Origin of the sequence: Moraxella sp. K23 (assembly GCF_041154765.1) — a bacterium.
Taxonomy (GTDB): Bacteria; Pseudomonadota; Gammaproteobacteria; order Pseudomonadales; family Moraxellaceae; genus Faucicola; species Faucicola tetraodonis.
In genome coordinates this window covers 453,056-476,166 of record NZ_AP031595.1, presented here as the reverse complement: position 1 = coordinate 476,166, position 23,111 = coordinate 453,056, and the positions used below count along the sequence as shown (strand labels likewise).

The 23,111-nt window shown below is 45.9% G+C and carries 18 protein-coding genes; 11 read left to right on the top strand and 7 right to left on the bottom strand.

Annotated features, from left to right (window positions below):
• The first annotated feature begins 18 nt into the window (after positions 1-18).
• Both ACAM37_RS02100 and ACAM37_RS02095 read left to right on the top strand, forming a co-directional pair.
• On the top strand, positions 19-855 hold the full coding sequence (locus tag ACAM37_RS02100; RefSeq protein WP_313421735.1) for an undecaprenyl-diphosphate phosphatase: 837 nt from the start codon (positions 19-21) through the stop codon (positions 853-855).
• Between the two features lie 6 nt (positions 856-861).
• Positions 862-1,662, top strand: coding sequence for a class I SAM-dependent methyltransferase (locus ACAM37_RS02095; protein WP_144918063.1), 801 nt, complete (start codon positions 862-864; stop codon positions 1,660-1,662).
• 69 nt (positions 1,663-1,731) lie between these two features.
• Here the strand turns inward: ACAM37_RS02095 and ACAM37_RS02090 are convergent, their stop codons facing one another.
• Positions 1,732-2,160 carry a hypothetical protein gene (locus ACAM37_RS02090; RefSeq protein WP_096489283.1) on the bottom strand — a complete coding sequence of 143 codons (429 nt, stop codon included), beginning with the start codon at positions 2,158-2,160 and terminating at the stop codon, positions 1,732-1,734.
• 115 nt (positions 2,161-2,275) lie between these two features.
• Complete coding sequence (secA, locus tag ACAM37_RS02085) at positions 2,276-5,086, bottom strand: preprotein translocase subunit SecA (RefSeq protein ID WP_369626419.1); 2,811 nt, start codon at positions 5,084-5,086, stop codon at positions 2,276-2,278.
• Between the two features lie 277 nt (positions 5,087-5,363).
• Here secA and ACAM37_RS02080 point away from each other — a divergent pair, with 277 nt between their 5' ends.
• From ACAM37_RS02080 to fdxA, 3 genes are all read left to right on the top strand, one after another.
• Positions 5,364-6,374, top strand: coding sequence for an adenosine deaminase (locus ACAM37_RS02080; protein WP_472826319.1), 1,011 nt, complete (start codon positions 5,364-5,366; stop codon positions 6,372-6,374).
• 143 nt (positions 6,375-6,517) lie between these two features.
• Complete coding sequence (gene mutS / locus ACAM37_RS02075; protein WP_369626418.1) at positions 6,518-9,409, top strand: DNA mismatch repair protein MutS; 2,892 nt, start codon at positions 6,518-6,520, stop codon at positions 9,407-9,409.
• A 72-nt stretch (positions 9,410-9,481) separates the two neighbouring features.
• Positions 9,482-9,805: a ferredoxin FdxA gene (gene fdxA / locus ACAM37_RS02070; RefSeq protein ID WP_007115596.1), complete on the top strand. Its 324-nt coding sequence runs from the start codon at positions 9,482-9,484 to the stop codon at positions 9,803-9,805.
• A gap of 263 nt (positions 9,806-10,068) precedes the next feature.
• Here the strand turns inward: fdxA and ACAM37_RS02065 are convergent, their stop codons facing one another.
• Both ACAM37_RS02065 and ACAM37_RS02060 read right to left on the bottom strand, forming a co-directional pair.
• Positions 10,069-10,902, bottom strand: coding sequence for an inositol monophosphatase family protein (locus tag ACAM37_RS02065; protein WP_313421730.1), 834 nt, complete (start codon positions 10,900-10,902; stop codon positions 10,069-10,071).
• A 35-nt stretch (positions 10,903-10,937) separates the two neighbouring features.
• Complete coding sequence (locus tag ACAM37_RS02060; RefSeq protein ID WP_369626417.1) at positions 10,938-13,088, bottom strand: 1-deoxy-D-xylulose-5-phosphate synthase; 2,151 nt, start codon at positions 13,086-13,088, stop codon at positions 10,938-10,940.
• A 498-nt stretch (positions 13,089-13,586) separates the two neighbouring features.
• On the opposite strand from ACAM37_RS02060, the gene ribA reads away from it, so the two are divergent.
• Entirely contained in the window at positions 13,587-14,228 is a 642-nt protein-coding gene (gene ribA, locus ACAM37_RS02055; RefSeq protein ID WP_369626416.1) for a GTP cyclohydrolase II, read from the top strand.
• 41 nt (positions 14,229-14,269) lie between these two features.
• Here ribA and ACAM37_RS02050 read toward each other — a convergent pair whose 3' ends face one another.
• Entirely contained in the window at positions 14,270-15,082 is an 813-nt protein-coding gene (locus ACAM37_RS02050; protein WP_007115592.1) for a sulfite exporter TauE/SafE family protein, read from the bottom strand.
• A gap of 109 nt (positions 15,083-15,191) precedes the next feature.
• Here ACAM37_RS02050 and ACAM37_RS02045 point away from each other — a divergent pair, with 109 nt between their 5' ends.
• The 3 genes from ACAM37_RS02045 to ACAM37_RS02035 all read left to right on the top strand — a co-directional run bounded on the left by ACAM37_RS02045 (position 15,192) and on the right by ACAM37_RS02035 (position 17,415).
• Positions 15,192-16,121: a biotin--[acetyl-CoA-carboxylase] ligase gene (locus ACAM37_RS02045; RefSeq protein ID WP_369626415.1), complete on the top strand. Its 930-nt coding sequence runs from the start codon at positions 15,192-15,194 to the stop codon at positions 16,119-16,121.
• A 26-nt stretch (positions 16,122-16,147) separates the two neighbouring features.
• Positions 16,148-16,876 (top strand): pantothenate kinase, encoded by a 729-nt coding sequence (locus tag ACAM37_RS02040; RefSeq protein WP_050324692.1) that lies wholly within the window; start codon positions 16,148-16,150, stop codon positions 16,874-16,876.
• Between the two features lie 65 nt (positions 16,877-16,941).
• A complete protein-coding gene (locus tag ACAM37_RS02035) occupies positions 16,942-17,415 on the top strand; it encodes a hypothetical protein (RefSeq protein ID WP_369626414.1) in 474 nt (157 codons plus the stop codon).
• 69 nt (positions 17,416-17,484) lie between these two features.
• Here the strand turns inward: ACAM37_RS02035 and ACAM37_RS02030 are convergent, their stop codons facing one another.
• Positions 17,485-19,053, bottom strand: coding sequence for a TerC family protein (locus ACAM37_RS02030; protein ID WP_369626413.1), 1,569 nt, complete (start codon positions 19,051-19,053; stop codon positions 17,485-17,487).
• A gap of 313 nt (positions 19,054-19,366) precedes the next feature.
• On the opposite strand from ACAM37_RS02030, the gene ACAM37_RS02025 reads away from it, so the two are divergent.
• Entirely contained in the window at positions 19,367-20,416 is a 1,050-nt protein-coding gene (locus tag ACAM37_RS02025) for an esterase/lipase family protein (RefSeq protein ID WP_369626412.1), read from the top strand.
• A 10-nt stretch (positions 20,417-20,426) separates the two neighbouring features.
• The gene (locus ACAM37_RS02020; protein WP_369626411.1) at positions 20,427-21,539 is read left to right on the top strand and encodes a lipase secretion chaperone; all 1,113 of its coding nucleotides are present in this window, start codon (positions 20,427-20,429) and stop codon (positions 21,537-21,539) included.
• A 65-nt stretch (positions 21,540-21,604) separates the two neighbouring features.
• Here the strand turns inward: ACAM37_RS02020 and hisD are convergent, their stop codons facing one another.
• Positions 21,605-22,900: a histidinol dehydrogenase gene (gene hisD / locus ACAM37_RS02015; protein ID WP_369626410.1), complete on the bottom strand. Its 1,296-nt coding sequence runs from the start codon at positions 22,898-22,900 to the stop codon at positions 21,605-21,607.
• Positions 22,901-23,111: the final 211 nt, after the last annotated feature.

Sequence of the window (23,111 nt, the reverse complement as noted above, 5' to 3'; positions counted from 1 at the left end):
AACATAGTTGGATACGTTATGGATCTTATTTTGATTTTTAAAGCCATCATCATGGGCATGGTTGAGGGCATTACCGAATTTTTACCGATTTCAAGTACCGGGCATTTAATTCTTGCCGATTCCCTGTTAAATTTTTGGACCAAAGACAAAGCCGACTTGTTTATCGTCGTCATTCAGCTGGGTGCGATTTCAGCGGTAATTTATTTGTACTGGGGACGGCTATGGCGCGCCTTGATGGGACTTATTACGGGTAAAGACCCTGAGCGTAAAAACCCGCGTCAATTGGGTATCTCGCTGATTATTTCCACCATTCCGATTATGCTGATAGGTTTGCTGTTTGATAAAGCGTTAAAAGCGGCGTTATTTAACCCAACCGTGGTGGCAATCTCATTGATTGTCGGTGGTTTGATTATCTTTTGGGCAGAGCGCCAACAACACAAACATACGGTCAAATATGCCGAAGCGGAAGATATTGATATTAAAACGGCGATTATCATTGGTTTGATTCAATGTCTTGCCTTGATTCCTGGTACTTCTCGCTCTGGTTCTACCATTATTGGCTCCCTATTTTTGGGTGTATCACGTAAGGCGTCTGCGGAGTATTCTTTCTTCTTAGGTATTCCTGTATTAGTAGGTGCTGGCCTATTAGATCTGACCAAAAACCATCATATTTTGACCAGCGCTGAAGACTGGACCATCATGGCAGTGGGTGTGGTGGTCTCATTTATTTTTGCCATGATTTTCATCAAATGGTTGGTTAACTGGGTCAGTACCCGTGATTTTACGATTTTTGCTTGGTGGCGCATCGTGGTAGGCGTACTGGTACTCATCGCTGGTATGTTAGGCTATATTTGAATCCCTATGCTATCTCATCAATCAATCCAACTGTATTATGTTGACACTTTGCCAAGCGAGCAGCGTTTGGCAAACGTCGAAACCATACTCGCCCCTTTATCCGTCAATTTACAACCACAAAAGATTACTAGCAAAGTAACTCAAAAATGGCTGAAATCAGTCGATGATAACAGTGTGCTGATTGATGAGGTAGGTGATGTTTTTGTCATCGCAGCGGGCATGAAAGTCAGCCCAAATTGGCAAAACCTACAACAGCGGGTGGTCAAAGCGGGCAAAAAAACTGAACTGCTACTCAAAGCCATGCAGCTACAAGCCAGCATGACTGTCATTGATGCAACCGCAGGGTTTGGGCATGATAGCTTAATCTTGGCAAGTACCGGTGCCAGTGTGACTTTGCTTGAACAGCAGCCACTCATGTTTTTGCTACTGCAACTAGAACAGCAAAAAATGGCGCAGCATCGCAACTGGCAAAAATTGATGAGTCGATTAACGATTTATCATGGCGATGCGATAGAATTGCTGGCTAAGTTGCTAAAAGTCGACCGTGTCTATCTAGATCCGATGTTTCCCGCTGATAGCTACAAATCAGCGGTTAATAAACATATGCAGATGTTGCATACTGTGACGACCCCACCGTCGATTGCGCAAGCCCAACAATTATTGTCGGCGGCGTTGGCGCAAATAACCCCCAATGGTATGGTGGTAGTCAAACGACCTAAATCAGCGCCTTTTCTTGCAAACCAATCGCCCAACCTAAGCCTATCAAATGATATCGTGCGTTTTGATAATTATTTGAACAGCATTTAGTTTGAATAGCGTTTAGATGAAGCGTTAAAAAAAGCTGATGGGTATCAGCTTTTTTTGTGGGTTTAGTTGTTATTGACCAACCTTTTGGTTACCGACGGCAGGCGCTGCATCATCGCTGGCTTTTGGTGCGTTGGGCGAAGCAGGTGCATTATCAATCACGGTATCATTTTCCGTAATCTTATCCATGTCTGAATTATCCGCGCCGCCGTCATCTGCAGCGTCTGCCTCGGTGTTACTCGCTGGCATCGCATCAACAGGGGTCGCTGCTGTGCCACTGGCGCTGGTAGCGTCAGGACCGGCATCTACGGTGGCATTGGCTTCGGTCACAGCGGCGCTATTTTTTTCATCGGCAGGCGCAGCTGACATTGGTACGGCTTGTGATTCTGCCGCTGATGCTGCCGCGGCATTGTCTGTGCTGTCTGTCTTTTTATCACAAGCTGTCAACGTAAGCGCCGATACTAAACTCAGCATGGTGATTTTTGCTAGTGTGTTTTGCATGGGTAATCCTCTACTATCAATAAATCGCTCAACCCGACAACGTACTTGATAGTCTATATAGTAAAAATTGCTCAATCAACAAGGTTGCTAATTCAAAGATGATAATGATATCACCTTAAATTTTGCCATGGCATTGCTTGTATTTTAAACCCGAACCACATGGACAAGGGGCATTTCGGCTAATTGCTAAGTTGGCATAAGGATTGTCACCATTTTCAGCCATCTCTGGACTCGCGGTTGCCGCTGCTGAGCCGCTTAGACCAAATGAATACGTGGCTCGCGTGCGTTGCTGGCGGTTACGCGCAATCATGTCTTCATCGTCACTTAGCTCACCGGTCACGCCATTCATTTCTTGGTGCTCAAAATGCAGACGCATCATCTCGGCTTGTTCACGTTGCTGGCGCTCAAGCTCAGCGATTTCTTCTGGCGTTGGGATATGAACACGCGCTAAATCTTGCACGGTTTCAGACTTGATAGCACCAAGCATACTTTGGAACAATGAGAAAGACTCAGATTTATATTCTTGCTCAGGATTTTTTTGCGCATAGCCTCGCAGATGGATACCTTTACGCAGTTGATCCATTTGGTTTAGATGTTCTTTCCAATGCTTATCTAGACTAGATAGCATAAAGTGACGCTCAAGCTGGGCGGCATTTTCTTCACCCATTTGCTCACGGCGAGCACGGTAGTTGAGTAACGCAGCCTCGATAATTTTTTGGCGTAAGCCTTCTTCATCCAAACGACGATCGGCATCTAGCCAGTCATTGATTGGCATATGAATACGAAACTCACTTTCAAGCTCGTCTTCAAGCCCATCAATGTCCCATTGGTCATCAATCGAACCGGGTGGCACGAACTGGTCAATCAAGGCATTGTACACATCGTAGTGCATCGCTTCGATACCTGCTTGTAGATTACTTTCGGCAAGCAGTTCATCGCGCTGTTTATAGATAACCTTACGTTGTTCGTTGGCAACGTCATCGTATTTGAGTAGGCTCTTACGGGCATCAAAGTCGCGGTTTTCCACTTTGCTTTGGGCGTTTTCAATCGAGCGTGACACCATTTTGTGCTCAATGGCTTCGTCTTCTTTTAGCCCCATGGCGCGCATCATATTCACCACGCGATCGCCAGCGAAAATCCGCATCAAGTCATCTTCAAGCGACAAGAAAAAACGCGACTCCCCTGGGTCACCTTGACGACCCGCACGACCGCGCAATTGGTTATCAATACGGCGCGATTCGTGACGCTCAGAACCGATAATATGTAAACCACCCGCCTCTAGCACTTGTTGGTTTCGCACTTGCCATTCGGCATGGGCTTGCTCTTTCATTTCAGGGGTGACGTTGTCGATTTTGGCGAGCTCTGCTTGCCAGTTACCCCCCAAGATAATATCAGTACCGCGACCTGCCATGTTGGTGGCAATAGTGACCGCATTGGGGCTACCTGCTTGCGCGATAATATCGGCTTCACGCTCGTGCTGTTTGGCATTAAGGACGTTATGTTGAATGCCTTCTTGTGTCAATAACTCTGAAAGCACTTCACTGGCTTCAATGGTTGCCGTCCCCACCAAAATCGGTGCCTGTTTTTCTTGAATGCGTTTGATTTCGCGAATGATGCCTTGATATTTGCCCATTTTACTTAGGAAAATTTGGTCATCAAGGTCAATACGCTGAATCGGTTTGTGGGTGGGGATAATCACCACATCTAAATCGTAAGTTTGTTTAAATTCCGCAGCTTCGGTATCGGCTGTACCTGTCATGCCTGAGAGTTTGTCATACAGACGGAAATAATTTTGGAATGTCGTGGTGGCAAGCGTTTGGTTTTCGGCTTGGATTTCAACTTGTTCTTTGGCTTCAACCGCTTGGTGCAAACCTTCTGACCAGCGGCGACCGGGCATGGTACGCCCTGTGTTTTCATCGACAATGATGACTTCGCCTTCATGCACGATATAGTGAATGTTTTTAACAAATAAATGGTGCGCACGAATCGCGGCTTGAACGTGGGCTAGTAGTGGCAAGCGCGTTGGGCTATATAGGCTCTCATTTTCGCCAAGCTCGCCTTTTTCTACCAAGAATTTTTCGATTTTCTCGTAGCCTTTTTCGCTGATTTCGATTTGACGATTTTTTTCATCAATCCAAAAATCCTGCTCACGGTTTTCGCGGTTGCCTTCTTCGGTTTCTGAGCGTTTGAGGCGCGGGATGATGGTGTCAATCAGCCTGTACATAGCCGATGAGTCTTCGGCTTGACCCGAGATAATCAGCGGCGTACGCGCTTCATCAATCAAAATCGAGTCAATCTCATCGATGATACAATAGTTGAGTCCGCGCTGTTTTTTCTCATCTAGGCGAAATACCATATTGTCACGCAGGTAGTCAAAGCCGTATTCGTTGTTGGTACCGTAGGTAATATCTGCGGCATAGGCCTCAAATTTTTCCATCGGGTCTTGCTGTGAGTAAATCACGCCGACAGTCAAGCCCAAAAAGTCAAACAACGGGCGGTTTAGTTCGGCATCACGGCTTGCCAAGTAATCATTGACGGTAACCACATGCACGCCTTTACCGCTAATCGCGTTGAGATATATCGCAAGCGTTGCCATCAAGGTTTTACCTTCACCCGTGCGCATCTCGGCGATTTTACCTTCGTGCAGGGTGATACCGCCGATGAGCTGTACATCGTAGTGACGCATGCCAAGGACACGTCTTGAGGCTTCACGACAGACCGCAAAAGCTTCAGGTAAAATGGCATCTAGGCTAGTACCCTGCGCAAACTGGGTTTTAAATTCCGCAGTTTTCTGTTTTAATGCTTCGTCAGAGAGGGGCTGGATTTTGGGTTCTAAGGCGTTGATTTTGTCGACCAACTTACGCATTCGCTTAAGCTCACGGTCGTTTTTGGTGCCGATAACCTTGCCTATCATTTTGCCTAACATACGAGGATTTTCCTAAAGTGCTCAAATCAATAAGTGCGATGACTTTTAATACGATGATGGTTAATAAAGGTATTCAAAATAAATTTTGCTATTATATATGGGTTTGCTTTTTTTAGATACAAGGTTATGACAGCCTGTAAGTTTGAAACGCTCCCCTCTATTACCTTTATCTTTATGAATCCATCCCCATAATTGAGCTTTATTTTCGAGATTTTCATTGTTGAAATTTTCTTGAAAGATTTTAACCCATCTTTGCCATTATGCTATCGAGTTTGCCATGACTGCCCCATTGACCCCACAACAACTGATTCATCAATTACCCAAAGCCGAACTACACGTACATATCGAAGGCACATTTGAGCCGGAGCTGATGTTTGCCATCGCTAAACGCAATCAAATTGATATACCCTACCAAACCATTGAAGATGTCAAAAATGCCTACAATTTTCATAATTTACAATCGTTTTTGGATATCTACTATGCCGGCGCAAACGTTTTGGTCAAACAGCAGGATTTTTATGATTTAGCGTGGGCGTATTTTGAAAAATGCCAGGCTGATAATGTGGTGCATACGGAAATTTTCTTTGACCCACAGACCCATACTGAGCGGGGGGTGGATTTCGCCACCTGTTTTCAAGGGCTTTATCAAGCCAGCTTAGATGCCAAGGCAAAAATGGGCATCACCTCGCATTGGATTTTGTGTTTTTTGCGTCATTTGAGCGAAGACAGCGCGTTTGCCACCCTTGAGCAGGCCTTGCCATTTAAAGATAATATCATTGGCGTGGGGCTTGACTCTAGCGAAGTGGGCAATCCACCCGCCAAGTTTGAACGGGTATTTGCCAAAGCTCGAGCGCTTGGGTTTTTGACGGTGGCGCATGCGGGCGAAGAAGGCGATCCCGCGTATGTTTGGCAAGCGTTGGATTTGTTAAAGGTCAATCGTATCGATCACGGTGTGCGCTCGGCAGAAGATGATAAACTCATGCAACGCTTGATAGCTGAGCAAATGCCGTTGACGGTGTGTCCGTTAAGTAATCTTAAACTAAAAGTGGTGCAAGACATGGGCGAGCACAATATCAAAACCATGCTGCATCAAGGCGTGTGCGTGACGGTGAACTCAGATGACCCGGCATATTTTGGTGGCTATATGAATGACAACTTTGTCGCTATTGAGCAGGCGCTAGCGCTATCAAATGAGGATATCAAACAATTGGCAATCAACAGCTTTAACGCGTCTTTTATAGATGATGCTGAAAAACAGCATTGGATCTCAAAAATCGAATCGCTTTAAGCTTTTAAATAAGTTGGTAAATAAGCTCTAAAAAATAGGCTGGAACTAACGCGCATTTGTGCATCCCAGCCTTAACCAACCTCACACACCCAACATGGTGCGACAAACGCACCTGTTGCTTAACTTCATAACGTTTAACCATTATGACCCAGACCATGCCTCACAATCTTGACCATCATACCCCCATGATGCAGCAATATCTCACCCTAAAAGCGGATTATCCCCATGCCTTGGTGCTGTACCGGATGGGCGATTTCTATGAGCTATTTTTTGATGATGCCAAGCTTGCTGCCGATATTTTGGGCATCACCTTGACCCGACGTGGCAAAGATAAACAGGGCAATACCATCCCGATGGCAGGCGTGCCGTTTCATTCGGCAGACGGCTATATTGCTCGGCTGATTAATGCCGGGCAAACCGTGGTGGTCTGTGAACAAGTTGAAGAAGAAAAGACTGAAGACGAGCCTGAAGAAAACATTGTAGCAAAAGACACTGCAGCCAAAAGCATAGCAAAAAAAACCAGCAAAACAAAAGCCAATGCCGCTAAGATTATGGAGCGTAAAGTCGTCCGTACCTTGACCGCAGGGACGCTGACCGATGATAACCTCATCACCCAAGGACAAACGCCAACGGTCGTCGCGATCAGCTTTGCCAAACAGCAAATGTCGGTGGGATTGGCGCAGCTGGATTTGGCACAAGGACAAATCCGCGTCACTGAGCTTAACTGCGACAGCCATACTGCACTACAAAGCGAGCTTGCTAACGCGCTCGCCCGCTTTGATCCCAGTGAAGTGCTGATAGATGAACAGCTGTCTGAGGCATGGCAACATTTTTTGCAGGATTGTCTGAGCGCAAATAGTCCAACAGCTAGTCTGCCGCCGATTTTGTCACAGCCGCACAGTTATTTTCTGCCCAATAACGCCCTTGAACATCTGACCCAGCATCTAAGCGTCACCACGCTGGCAGGGTTTGGCATTGAGCAAAAACCGCTTGCCATCTCATCGGCATCGGTTGTACTGCATTACGGCAAACAGACCCAGCAAGCTGATTTACGCCATATTTGCAGCCTACAGCTCGAGCATAACGGCGATTTTTTGCAGCTTGATACCATCAGTCAGCAAAATTTGGAAATTTTTAAACCCGTGTTGGCATCGGGTATTTCGCTGTTATCGGTGATTGATCATTGCCAAACGCCGATGGGCAAACGCGCTTTAGTGCATCATTTGCGCCGACCGCTACGCAATGTCACCCTGATTAACCGCAGGCTTGATGCGGTTGAACAACTGATGCAATTGCCGATAGCAGCGTTTGAATTGCTTAAACAAACATTAAGCGAAATCAGCGATATCGAACGCATTGGGGGACGCATTGGCTTGGGTTCAGCAAAACCGACCGATTTGCTCAAATTGCGTCTGAGCTTGGCGCAAGCGTTAGCGTTGTCAAAGCAGTTGCAGCAATATTTTGATTTTAACAACATAACGACGCTAACTGCCGAGACGCCTTTGCTTGCCATGCTTAGCAAACAGCTACCTGATTTAGCTTTAACTGACAGTTTTGCCAATATCCATGCCTTGCTAGAGCAAGCGATTGTCGATGAGCCGCCCGCCCACATCCGTGATGGCGGCATGATAAAAAAGGGCTATGACCCACAGCTTGATGAATTGCAAAATCTGCATGGCAATATCGAGCAAACTTTGGAAGCATTGGCGGTGCAAGAGCGGCAAAAAAACAACCTGCCCATGCTCAAAGTGGGCTTTAATAAAGTGAGCGGATTTTATTTTGAACTTAGCGCCCTGCAAGCCAAGAATGCGCCTGAATATTTTACCCGCCGTCAAACGCTCAAAAATGCTGAACGCTTTATCACGCCAGCGCTCAAAACCATTGAAGAATCCTATTTATCGGCACAAGGGCAAGCGTTGATCCTTGAAAAACGTATCTATGAAAACCTGCTGGGTCAGCTCAAATCACAGCTTGGCGATGTGCAGCGCCTTGCCAAAGCGATTGGGTATTTGGACGTGCTTGCCAACTGGGTCAGCCTAACGCGTTTGCAGAATCGCTCTCATCATAGTAAAAACTGGTGCCGCCCGTTGTTTAATACCACGGATGATACCGCAAGCCTCAATATCCAAGGCGGACGGCATATCGTGGTTGAAGCAGGTCAACAGCGCCAAGCTCACCATCAGAGGCCATCGCTTGACCCATTTGTCGCCAATGACTGTGTCATGGGAACAGCCAATCAACTTGAACGCTTGATGCTCATCACCGGGCCCAATATGGGCGGTAAATCGACCTACATGCGTCAAACCGCCCTCATCGTATTACTTGCTTGTTGTGGTGCATATGTCCCTGCGCAGTCGGTAACACTCGGTCGTATTGAACGGATTTTTACCCGCATTGGCTCGGCAGATGACTTGGCAAGTGGTAAATCTACCTTTATGGTCGAGATGATTGAAACCGCCAATATCATGAACCAAGCCAATGCCAACTCATTGGTACTCATGGATGAAGTCGGTCGTGGCACCAGCACCCAAGATGGTCTAGCGATTGCGCATGCGTGCGTGAATTATTTAGCAGAAAAAATCGGCTGTTTGACCCTATTTGCCACCCATTATTTTGAGCTCACTGAACTGGCTGAGCGACACCCCAAAATGTTTAATCAACACCTTGTCACCCAAGAAATCAATGGGCAGTTACTACTACTGCATAAAATCGCACCCGGGGCGACGCATCGCAGTTTTGGATTGCATGTCGCCAAAATGGCAGGTTTGCCGCAAGACTTATTAGCCCAAGCGCAATATTATTTGGATAACCAAAGCGAACAAAAAAATTTGCCCAACAATCCTTTACCCTATCCACCAAAAGATGAGCGGCAAATGGGTCTGGATTTGCAAAGTGCAGCAGCTGACTATCAAACGTTGAAGGCTGATGAATATAAGCTTATCCAACAACTCAACGCCCTAAACCCTGACGAGCTGACGCCGAAACAGGCGTTAGAATTTATTTATTCATTAAAGGAATTGTTAAAAAAAGCGTAACGCGCTAAAATAATACGATTGTATTTTTTATGCTTTTAACATTTGTGCAACTAAAAAAAGGTAGCCACCGCCATGACTTTCGTCGTTACTGATAACTGTGTTCGTTGTAAATATACTGACTGCGTTGAAGTCTGTCCTGTGGACTGTTTCTATGAAGGTCCGAATTTTTTGGTCATCCATCCTGATGAGTGTATTGACTGTGCGCTGTGTGAGCCAGAATGCCCTGCCAATGCGATTTTCTCAGAAGATGAAGTGCCAAAAGGTCAAGAAATATACATTGAACTGAACGCAGAACTCGCCGAAAAATGGCCAAACATCTCTGCCATGCACGACCCACTACCCGATGCCAAAGAATGGGATGGCGTACCCAATAAATTACAGTATATTGAAAGATAGCCTTTCTAACATACGCCATTTAGGTGATTTTTAGCAAGATGCTATAAACAGGATTCTATAAACAAGATGCTATAAAACAGCCTATAGAACAAGGACGGCAATCAGTGAATATTGATTGCCGTTTTTATATTGTCATCTCTTATTATGCCAACGTTGTTGTCTATCTGCTTAACTTAACCTCTTTAGCTTAGCCTATTTTTTTACGAATTGATTATGAAAAAAAACGCGCCATTGGTTAGCGCGTTTTTAGTGTCACAGTAACATCAGCCTTTTACGGCACTGCCCCAAACTGGTACCACGGTTTGCATCAATGGTTTTAATAGTTTGATATTTGCTGCAAAGATAGAGCCTGTTTGCATCGCATTGTGTGCGCCTGTATGGTCAACCACAGTACCACGTGCTTCAGTGACAATTAATTCACCAGCACATATATCCCAAGGTTTGATAGACATTTCAAAATAACCATCAAACCGTCCCGCTGCGACATATGCCAAATCTAACGCGGCTGAACCCACACGGCGCACTTGACCGCCTTGTTCGCAGATTTTTTGTAAGCTTTCAAAATGCTCTTTGGCATACGATACTCTACCTTCCGCGCGGTTACGCTCAAGCGGATGACCTGTGGTAAAAAAGCCGCCATCAATGGTTTTATGCTCACTGACGCTGATACGGCGTTGGTTGAGACGGGCGCCTTTACCACGACTGGCTGAGAACATCTCATCACGCACTGGGTCATAGATGATGCCATGTTCGGTGACGCCATTTTTTTGCACGCCGATTGAGACACAAAAATGCGGTAAGCCATGAATAAAGTTGTGGGTACCATCTAATGGATCAATGACCCAGCACCAGTCTTTATCATTGCCCTTGCCTTCTTGTAGCCCAAATTCTTCACCCAAAAACGAGTGGGTTGGGTAGCTTTCTTTAAGCATCGCGATCAATAATTCTTCGCTATAACGGTCGATTTGGGTCACCAAACCATCTAAGCCTTTGCTTTCAATCGTGAACTCTAGCTTGTGGCGATTGTTGTGTGCATTTAAAATCTCTTGACCTACTTTTTGTGCAGCGCGGGCTGCCATGACGACCATCGGTTCCATAATTGACCTTTTGTTGAAGGATAAAAATTTAAAATTTATGACAAAATCGTTTGCATCTGTTTGACCACACCCGCGACATCTAGCCCACAATCGGCTAATTGCTGCTCAGGGCTGCCATGCGCGATATATTTATCGGGGATACCGATATTAAGTAGCGTTGGCAAGGTTTGGCTTGTTTTTGCTGCTTGAGCAACGAGGTATTCATTGACCGCACTACCGGCACCGCCCATGATTTGGTGTTCTTCAAGAGTAACAATGGAGCAGTTTTGCGCCAATAGAGTATCTATTAATTCGCTGTCTAACGGTTTAACGAACCGCATATTATAAACAAAAAACGTCGTCGTTGGGTAAGTTTCGGCTAATTTTTGACACGCCGTGACCGCCGTCTTTACCATGGTACCAAAAGCAAGCACCGCAACTTTTTTAGCCACGTTGCTCATACCTTCAGCAGTGGCATCAATAGTCTGTTCAAGCGCTGCCTTACCGATTGGATACATCGCTTGGTTTTTATCAATCTCTGCCCCAATGCCGTTACCGCGTGGATAACGTACGGCAGAGGGTCCAATATGCTCATAACAGGTATTGAGTAAGTTATAGCACTCATTCTCATCTTTTGGACAAGCAATCACCATATTAGGCACAGTTCGCATAAAGGCGATATCAAACACCCCCGCATGAGTCGCACCGTCTTCACCAACCAAGCCCGCACGGTCAATGGCGAACATCACATCCAAATTTTGCAAAGCCACATCGTGAATCAGTTGGTCATAGCCACGTTGTAAAAATGTGGAGTAAATCGCGACAATTGGTTTGACGCCTTGGGTTGCCATACCACCCGCTAGGGTCACTGCATGTTGCTCGGCAATCGCCACATCAAAGAACTGGCTAGCAAAGCGCTTGGCAAATTCGGTCATGCCTGAGCCTTCAGCCATCGCAGGGGTGATTGCCATCAGTTGTTTGTCTGTGGCGGCTTTATCGCAGATAAACTCGCCAAACACTTGCGAGTATTTTTTGGCGGGGGTGGCTACAGTAGCTACGGGCTTTTGGCTGTCAACTGGCACAGATTTTTCTTGCGCTGGGTTGATTTTCTTAAGTTTGGTAATGGCATGATAAGTAATCGGGTCACATTCTGCCGGTAAAAAGCCTTTACCTTTCACCGTATGCACATGGACAAGCACCGCACCTTTCAACTGCTTGACCCGTTCAAATACTTGAGTCAATTTGGCAACATCATGCCCATCAAACGGTCCAAAATACTGAAAACCGATGGCTTTAAACAAGTTTTCGGGGAACACTTCATCAATGAGTTTATTGGCGATTTTCTCAGGTAATGTCTCTAACTGAGAGGGTTTAGGAATACCTTTTTCTGCCAATTTTTCGACAATTTTATTGGGCAAGCGCGATGTCCAGTCATCTAAAGCTTCGTTTGCCATGTGCAAATAATGACGAATACGGCGGTCTTCACTGGAGATGACGCGCTTGGTAAAAATCGCATCACCGTTTTTATCGATATCGACTGCCAAACCACGCTGCCAAAGGGTGGCTAAATGTTTAGAAAATCCGCCCGTTGCCTGTGAGATTGACATGTCATTATCGTTGAGCACCACAATCAAATCGGCATTTTGCTGCACCGCGTCATTCATCGCTTCAAACGCCATGCCGCCTGTCATAGCACCATCACCGACGATGCTAACCACTTTGTCATGTTTGCCTAAATAGCGCATAGCAAGCGACATGCCCAGCCCTGCAGAAATCGCCGTCGATGAATGCCCAACGCCAAAAGTATCATACTCAGACTCATGACGCTCAGGGAAAGCGGTCAGCCCATGTTGGCTACGAATGGTGGTAAGCTTGTCACGGCGACCCGTTAAAATTTTGTGGGGATAGGCTTGGTGCCCTACGTCCCAGACAATTTGGTCTTTGGGTGAATTAAAGACATAATGCAGTGCAATGGTGAGCTCTACGACGCCAAGGTTAGAACCAAAATGCCCGCCGCTGACGCCCGTTGTATACAGCAAAAACTCACGCAGTTCATCGGCTAATTGCTGTAATTGCGCGGTACTCATTTTTTTTAGGTCATCAGGACTGTCCACACCATCGAGCAGCGGCGTATGCGGCTTTAGCATAGGGATGGTATCAAAGGTTTTTAATGGGTATTTTTGGTTAGCTATTTTAGTTTTTGACATATCTTGGCTGACACTTTTCATTGCTTACAGGGACTCGATGAGCCCTGTTGACACAGGTGAAAAAAATAAATAGTTAAAACGCACAATGACTATTAACACCTTATTGCTGGCACAAAATTGACAGACTGCCAAAGCGTTGGGCGCTTGAAAATCTAGGTGGCTAAGCTGGCATTACCAGCTTTGAATTGCCAATGTGGCGCATGAATGTGGCATAATAGCATTTTTTTGTTGATTAAACATCAAACCTCGCTATTTTAGATTGTATCTTATAGCTTCTATAAAGTTTAGACTAAAGCCTTGAGTTTTTGATAAATTTTGACAAAAAAGTTGCGTCAGATAGCATGTGAGCCTAGCTTGCGGGTTATTGATAAGATGGGTAATGACGCTATCCTTCTTGATATTTTAATCAATGCCTTCATGTAAAGGGCACTTTTATTTTTGGGTTTACCGACTTGGTTCAGTTGTTTGAGTCAGTGGGTCATTTTTTTGGAGTAGTGGGTGTCGTATCAATTTATCACGCAAGCAACCTTACCAACAGCGCATGGGCTATTTGATATTCATGTGTTTGAAGATACGGACGACACGGCACGCGATGCGCTGGGCAATCGCAAACATGAACACGTTATGCTGACGGCAGGCTTGCCCACGGCCGATAAATCCAAAATCCCATTGGTACGCATTCATAGCGAATGTTTGACAGGGGATGCCTTTAGTTCGCTTAAATGCGACTGTGGCCCTCAGCTCAACGCCACCATGCAGATGATTCAAGCTTATGCTAAAAATGGCGGCTGCGGGGCGATTTTATATTTGCGCCAAGAAGGGCGCGGGATTGGACTGACCAACAAAATCCGAGCTTACGCGCTGCAAGACCAAGGACATGATACGCTTGATGCTAATTTGCTGCTCGGTTTGCCTGCCGATGCTCGCACCTATGAGATGTGCAAGCCGATGCTTGAGCATGTCGGTGTGGATAAGCTAAAGCTGATAACCAACAACCCCAACAAAATTGACTATCTCAATGATATTGGTATTGAGGTGGTAGCGCGCGTGCCGCTGTTGGTGGGTGTCAACCCCCACAATGAAGCCTATCTCAATACCAAAAAAGCGCGTATGGGGCATATGATTGAGAATGGATTATAAAATTCATTCTCATGACATCACACAAAACCCATGGTTTATTTTTACCATAAATTAATCCCAAGCGCGCCCAGCATCATTTTTGCCCCCACAATCAGCAGCAGACCACCAAACATGCGCTTTAAGGTGTTGGCAGGCAATTGGTGCGCCAATTTTGCCCCCACTTTGGCAAATAAATAACTCATCACTGAAATACACAAAAACGCAGTGATATGCACAAAGCCAATCGCCTCAGCGGGCAAACCCTGTACATCTTTGCCAAAAAACATAAACCCGAGCGCTCCCGCAATGGCAATCGGTAAACCACAGGCTGCTGACGTACCCACCGCTTGTTGCATGGTCAAACCAAAACGGCTCAAAAACGGCACGGTAAAACTGCCACCGCCAATACCAAAAATCGCCGATGCTGCGCCAATCAAGCCCCCCACCCCTGTTTGCACAGGCGCAGATGGCAAGTGAGTGGTCGCGACAACTTCCGATTTTTTAGCCAGAAGCATTTTTAGCCCCATAAACAGCGCCATGCCTGCAATCAAAAACGCCAAGACCTTACCATGCAATAAATCTGCGATATAAGCACCAACAAAACTACCAACCACCAAGCCAATCGACATATTGCGCCATACATCCCAGCGCACGCCACCGCGCTTATTGTGCGATTGCATGGAGCTTATCGATGTCACCACAATCGTGGCAAGCGATGTCCCGACCGCCAAATGGGTAATAACGTCGCTTGGATAGCCATACGCTTTAAAAATCGCCATCAGCACGGGTACGATAATCAATCCGCCACCGACACCAAATAGCCCAGCACAAGTGCCAGCAAATGCCCCCGCCAGCAAAAACCACAGATACATCATTTTTTGCATTTCCTTTGATTAAAAATAGCGTTAGTATAGCAAACTTATCTTTTTGACGTTTGTAACATTGTGCCTAAGCTTATAAAACCCACCCTATGTACCCATCCTTATGAGAATTGATTCGCTTTGCCATACCCACTTAGCCAGCACCCACTCAACCAACAGCCAGCTAATTGATTGGATGGTGCTAAGCTATCACGACCAGTCGCCCACCGACCATAACCGACCGCATTTTAGCCGCCCCCATTTACTCACTGCTGATACCCAATCAGGCGGACGTGGTCAACATGGCAGAACATGGCAATCACCGCTAGGCAATGTTTATTTATCGCTGTATGTGCCGACACAAGCCTATGCTTGGCAGCAAAATCTTTGCTTATCTTATCGATTAGATGGTCGCTTGTCACTGTGCGTGGGTTATCAGCTCAGTCAAATCCCTATCATAGAAGCCATCAACCAAACAAGACTGGCAAAGCATTTGCCCACCATTGGCGTCAAATGGGTGAACGATGTCGGTTTTTATCAACCACAAGACAACCTACCTGACCAATTTCAAAAACTCTCGGGTATTTTGATAGAGCCTGTCAATGTCGCAGGTCACATGCTAGGGGTCGTCATCGGTGTGGGGGTCAATATTGCCCATGCCCCTGTGCTGACCCAGCAAACCCAAGAAGGCTTAAACTACCAAGCAATAAGCCTTCAAGACTTGACAACGCAGCGCTTACAGCCCAGTGAGTTTTATCAGCCCATTAGCGATGCCATAGCCAATGCGATTGGGCAATTTAATCAGCTGCAAGCGGCTGAAGCGAGCGAGCAATTTATCCATGATTTTGCCCAAAGAGACGTATTAAAAAACAAGCATTTGCAAATTCATAACGCCTTATCTGAGCAATCAATAACAGGCATTGCAGCAGGTATTGATGCGCAAGGCTGTCTACTCATTGAGCAAGCAGATGGCAGCATACAAACGATTTGGACAGGCACCATTCAAGTTTTGGATTCAGCCGTTTCATCCTTGCAGGCAAATAAACACACATAAAGCATCCCACTCAAAGGCTATTATTTATGACAAAACTTTGGCTAGACTTGGGTAATACCCGCTTAAAATATTGGCTAACAGACGATAGCGGTCAAGTGCTCGATCATGCGGCTGAGCAGCATTTGCAAGCGCCTGCCGAATTGCTCAAAGGGTTGACCTTTCGGCTTGAACGACTCAATCCTGATTTTATCGGGGTGTCATCTGTACTTGGACAAGCCGTCAATAATCACGTCGCAGAAAGCCTAGAGCGATTGCAAAAACCGTTTGAATTTGCCCAAGTCGATGCCAACCACGCGCTGATGTCAAGCGACTATAACCCTGCCCAACTTGGCGTTGACCGCTGGCTACAAATGCTCGGTATCATCGAGCCTAGCAAAAAACAATGCGTGATTGGCTGCGGCACTGCCGTTACCATTGATTTGGTCGATCAGGGTCATCATTTGGGGGGCTATATTTTCCCCAGTATCTATTTGCAGCGCGAGTCGCTATTCTCAGGAACGCGCCAGATTAGTATTATTGATGGCACTTTTGATAGTATAGATTCAGGCACCAATACCCAAGACGCGGTGCATCACGGTATTATGTTATCCATTGTTGGGGCAATCAATGAAACCATTCATCGCTACCCACAATTTGAAATCACCATGACAGGCGGTGACGCCCATACTTTTGAGCCGCACCTATCAGCCAGCGTGGAAATTCGGCAAGACTTAGTATTGGCGGGACTACAGCGTTTTTTTGCCGCTAAAAAATAACATTAAAAATCAAAACTAAAAACCAGAAATAAAATTAACCGTTAAGAAAAAAAAGGAAATTACTGATGAAAAAAATCATTCAAACCACAAGTATCGCCTTACTCACTACGAGCCTATTGACCGCCTGTATGACTGCGCCTACGTTGCCCGCCAAACCAACGCCCTCAACAGTCAACCAACCCGCCAATGCCACTCGCACGGTCACGCTTGCGCTGGGTCAAAACATCTTTGTTAAAGAAAACCAGCTAAATCTGACTTTTGATAAAGTGCTCAATGATAGCCGCTGTGCCACAAGTGTACAGTGTATTTGGGCAGGTAATGCTACAGTAGCGGTCACGGCTATGACTACTACCTCTCGCCCACAAACTCTCAACCTATCGATTGGGGATTTGCGCGGTGACTTGCGTCAAACACAGCGTTTCGCCAATATGGATATTACCCTGACTGCGCTATCATCCACCCCTGTATCTAGTCAATCTGCTGCCACGTCAACCAGCAATCTGCCTACTATCACCTTGACGATTAAGCAAATTCCTTGATTGTTGTATCCCTAAAAAAGTAATAAAAAAAAGGGGTTAATTACCCCTTTTTTATACCTAATTAGTGGTTTAAACCGTTGCCACCATCGGGGCTTCACGTTCAACTTTTAATTTCAAAATGCGCGATGTTGAAGTTTCTAGAATGGTAAACTTATAGGCACCGATATCAATGGTTTGATTGACTTCTGGGACATCGGTCAACTGCGAAATCAAATATCCGCCAATGGTGAACTGATCGGCATCGAGTAGCAAATCTGGATCGTCAAGCTCCAAACGTAGTTGGTGCAAACTTGCTGTGCCATTCACAATCCAATAATCGTCATAGGGGATAATTTCTAAGGTTTCATCTTCATCAGGGAACTCACCTGCAATCGCCTCTAACACATCAAGCGGTGTCACAAGACCTGCGACTTGACCGTATTCATCAATCACCATTGCCAAATTACCTTTGGCTTTTTTAAGCATATTGAGCAGCTTTAGATTGTCAATGCTCTCTGACACAAACACAGGCTGCTGCTTGTTAAGTAAGGGTTTAATGGCGGTTTCAATATCTGCGACATTGTTATCAAGCAAATCCAAAAAGTCTTTGGCGCGTACTACCCCAAGCACTTTATCAATGGTATCTCGGCACACAGGGAACAAGCTATGCGGCGTATCAAGCAATTGCGCGCGCATTTCTTCGCGGCTACCGTTGATATTGACCCAAGAGATATCATTGCGCGGCGTCATGATGGTATGTACATCGCGCTCATTGAGCGCTAGTACGCCACTAATCATATAACGCTCTTCTTGCGCAAAAGGCATACTATCAAAATCAAAATGTTCTGAATTATTCTCTGGGGTAACCGCTTCTTCAGTTTTACCACCCATTAAACGTAAAATCGCATCCGCGGTACGGTCACGAATCGGAATTTGATTTTCATATTTGGTTTTATTGCGTTTGGCTACTTGGTTAAACGCTTCAATTAAAATTGAGAACGCAATCGCCGCATACAAGTAACCTTTTGGCATATGAAAGCCTAGTCCTTCAACAATCAAACTAAAGCCAATCATCAGTAGAAAACTTAAACACAAAATCACCACGGTTGGATGACGACCGACAAACTCGGTGAGCGCTTTAGAGGCAGCCACCATCAATGCCATGGCAATGATCACTGCCGCCATCATGATTTCAAGGTGTTTTGCCATACCTACAGCGGTAATCACCGCGTCAAACGAGAACACCGCATCTAAAATCACAATCTGTGCGACAACCGCAATAAACCCTGCTTGCACTTTACTTTGGTTGGTATGCTCAGGTTTTCCTTCTAGCCGCTCATGCAGCTCCGTAGTTGCTTTAAACAGCAGGAACACCCCGCCTACCAATAAAATAATGTCGCGAACCGATAAATCAAAACTTCCTAATGTGAGAACAGGATCGGTTAAGGTGATGAGCCATGACATCATGGACAAGAGCACCAATCGCATGAGTAATGCTAAACCTAGACCTAAATTTCGGGCTTTAGCGCGCTGGTGCGGCGGGAGTTTATTGGCTAAGATGGCAATAAAGACAAGATTATCAATACCTAAAACAATCTCAAGAATGACAAGCGTCGCAAGGCTTAGCCACGCTGACGGGTCAGATAGTAGTTCTAACATAGTGGGTCAGTTATTCTCTTGTTATGAGGGGCAAAAAATAAAAACAGCAAAAACGAAAAATCAGCCGTTACCTTAGCAAATCATAGCAAAAAATCAATGACAATTTGTGTCTGCTTTTTTAGATGGCATGCCAATTGTGCCAATACAACACTTGGTCTTTAACCTTACCCAAACCCTACATAGCTACTGCATCAACTGACCTTGCCAAAAAATATACTGATCGGTCATTTCATTTGATTCACAAATTCTTGATTTAGGTTAATTTAATCGATAGGACAGCGAAACTTCATTATGACTTTACAAGGATAAGTATATGTCACATCATCGCTTTATGCGCCGTGCCGCCAAAGGATTGCTTTTTTCTTCCATCGCATTTTCTGCGTCTTCTTATGCCTCAAGCTATTACAACTGTGCCAATGCCACTGGCTGTGTCGCAGTCACCTCCCTAAGCGCCACCTCAGATTTTGCAAAAACCAAATACCCTATCGTACTTGCTCATGGGCTTGGTGGCTGGAGCAAAATGTTTGGTTTGGTCGATTATTTTAATGGCATTCCTCAAGATCTCACCAAAAATGGCGCAAGTGTGTATGTGACCAAGACATCAAGTGTCAATGACACCGAAGTGCGCGGTGAGCAGCTACTCCAACAAATCAAAACCATCATTGCCATCACCGGCAGCCCGAAGGTTAACTTAATCGGTCATAGCCACGGTGGGATTGATATTCGCTATGTGGCGGGGGTTGCGCCATCGCTAGTCTCGTCTGTGACGGCGATTTCTAGCCCTGAGCAAGGCTCAAAAATGGCAGATTGGACGGTCAAAATGGTGACTGAAGGCAGTGCAGCTGATGGCTTACCCGCTGGCGAATTTAATACCGCCTCTTTAATGGCAATCAAATTTTTTGAATTGGTGGGCGGTGTGATGGATATTGGATCTGGCGTGCCACTGAATCAACTGCAGCAGCAAGATGGCTGGGCAGCCGTCAATTCACTCACCACCAATTACGCAGCCAAATTTAACCAAAAATTCCCTGCAGCAATGCCGACCAGTTATTGTGGATACCCAAAAAACACGGTGGTCAATAATGTACGTTACTACTCATTTAGTGGCGCCCAAACTATGACCATGCTTGTCGATCCGTCTGATACGGTATTGGGGTTGACGGGTTTATCATTCAATGGCGAAGCCAATGATGGTCTTGTCTCACCCTGCTCAAGTCGTCTCGGTGAAGTGATTCGTGATAACTATAAAATGAATCATATGGATTCAGTGAATCAGGTATTTGGCATTGTCAGTTTGCTAGACACCAATCCATTGACTGTCTATCGCAACCAAGTCAATCGCTTAAAAGGTCAATCGTTGTAAGCTTATGCCTATGGTTCCTTCAAACAACCCTGACACAAACCAACGACCGATAAACTGGCTAATAATCGTATTAGCCAGTGGCATCATCGCATTATTGATAGCCTGCATCCTGTGGTTAAAACCTAAGGACGCTGTCAAAACAGCCAATCCTTTGCCGCAGGATGCCGCTAGTGCGATGCCATCTGGTGTATTGCCGTCCAATCAAACCATCACGCTCGCCCATGCATCCTCCGTCAGCGCGAACGCTAACCCCTTGCCCACATCACTGGCCACATCGCTGCCCAAATCACTACAAGGCACCCAAGTCGATGGCGAAATTATTATCGATGAAAATAAGCAATTGGTGGTGACCGCAGGTTTGCGCCGACTGTTTGATTACTTTTTGTCCGCACAAGGGGAAGAGCCCTTAACCCAGATTGAACAACGGGTGATTGCCTATATTCGTGAACATACGCCTGAGCCTGCCGCAAGCCAAGCGGTTAACATTTTTCAAAATTATCTCACCTATTTGACTGCTGTCAGCCAGCTAGATAAGCCTAAAGTACAGCAAAACCCCAACGTCAGCGCATTAGATTTATCTGCGATTAAGAACCAATTACGCGCAGTACAACAGCTGCAAGCCCGCTATTTTGACGCCAAAACCCGTGAAGCCTTTTTTGGGGATGAACAAGCCCTCAATGACTATAACATGACGGTCGTCGAAGCCAAGCAAAACGCGCAACTGAGCAATGACCAGCGCCAAGCCATCATTGATAAGGCACAAACTGCCTATATCGCCAGTGTTAAAGACCCAAATCTACAGACAAAGCTAACCGAGCAGCGCAATATTGACAAGTTATTAGCGCAAACGCAGCAAATGCAGCAGCAAGGGGCAACGCAAAGCCAAATCAATGCCTTGCGTAGTCAATACGTCTCGCCTGAAGCGGTCAAACGGCTTGAGCAGCTTGACCAATCCGAAGCACAATTTGCACAGCGTGTGGCAACTTATCAGACACAGTCTAACCAAATACTGAGCAAATTGGGTAATGTGCCGCAAGCACAGCAACAAATTGTGGCATTACAGCAGACGATGTTTACGCCTGAAGAACGGCTACGCCTAGATGTATTGACAAAGCAGCGTTAACTTCCCCGTTAAAATGAGTTAAAGGAGTTAAATGCCCTGTTGAATTGCCACAGGCGCGTTTGAGCCTATTTTACCCGGTAGCGGGCTGAACGTGCGTGGGCATCCAAATTTTCTTCCACCGCCAATATATCGGCGGTTTTTGCCAACGTTTGGCTACCTTGCTCGCTACAATAAATAATCGAAGATTTCTTTTGAAAATCATACACGCCAAGCGGTGAACTAAAGCGTGCGGTACCTGACGTTGGCAACACGTGATTAGGGCCAGCGCAATAATCGCCAATCGCTTCAGGGGTATAGCGCCCCATAAAGATAGCGCCCGCATGGCGGACATCTTTGAGCATCGCTTCTGGGTCATCTACCGATAATTCCAAATGCTCAGGCGCAATGCGGTTAATCACCTCAATACCCTCTGCGCGGTCTTTCACCAAAATCAGCGCGCCACGGTTGGCAATCGCCGCTTTAGCGATGTCAGCTTTTGGCAAATCTACTAAGGCTTTTTCGATTTCCTGCGCAACTTTTTTAAGTAACGGCTCAGATGGGGTGACAAAAATCGCTTGCGCGACAGTATCATGCTCAGCTTGCGACAATAAATCCATGGCTAACCAGTCGGCTTTATCATTTGCCACACCTTCGGCATATACCAGTACTTCCGAGGGGCCGGCAATCATGTCAATGCCCACTTGCCCAAACACGGCGCGTTTGGCGGCTGCCACGTATTTGTTGCCAGGTCCTGTGATTTTATCAACTTGCGGGATGGTGTTAGTACCGTAAGCCAACGCTGCCACCGCTTGCGCGCCCCCAATGGTAAAGACTTTATCCACACCCGCCAAATAAGCGGCTGCCAATACCAAGGGATTTAGTTCACCATGAGGGGCAGGCACCACCATGATAATTTGCCCGACCCCTGCCACTTTTGCGGGTAACGCATTCATTAAGACACTCGATGGATAACTTGCCAGCCCACCTGGCACATAGATACCCACTTTATCAAGTGGCGTAACTTGTTGTCCAAGCGTATTACCTAGCGCATCTTGATACGTCCAGCTTTCTTGCCGTTGGCGCTCGTGAAAAGATGTGACGCGCTGTGCCGCCAGTTCAAGCGCTTGCTTGATTGTAGGGTTTAACCCATCAAACGCTTGTTTGAGCTTTTCTTGTGGAATCTCTAGCTCAGCAAAGGTTTTGGCAGGATGGTTGTCAAATTGTTGGGTCAGCTTTAACACCACCTCATCCCCACCCTGACGCACTTGCGCGATAATATCATCGACCGTAGCCAGTAGCGCTGAATCATTTACCGTTTCAAAAGCAAGCAGCTCTGTCAATTCCTGCTCAAAACTGGCTTGTTGGCTATTTAACAATCGCATGGTATTCCCCTAAGAATAAAAAATGACTAACCCATAGCATAACAAATTTTTCATGTATGAAAGCGGATTTTTAGCCTGCACAGCTTTGCCAACTCATCCAAATCGGCGCATCAAAGCTTGCGCATCAAAATCAGCTAAACCGAGCAAACCCGTCACCACTTTTAGTTTTCGCCCAGTTAAAAAAAGACGTCTTAATAACGTCTTTTTTAAT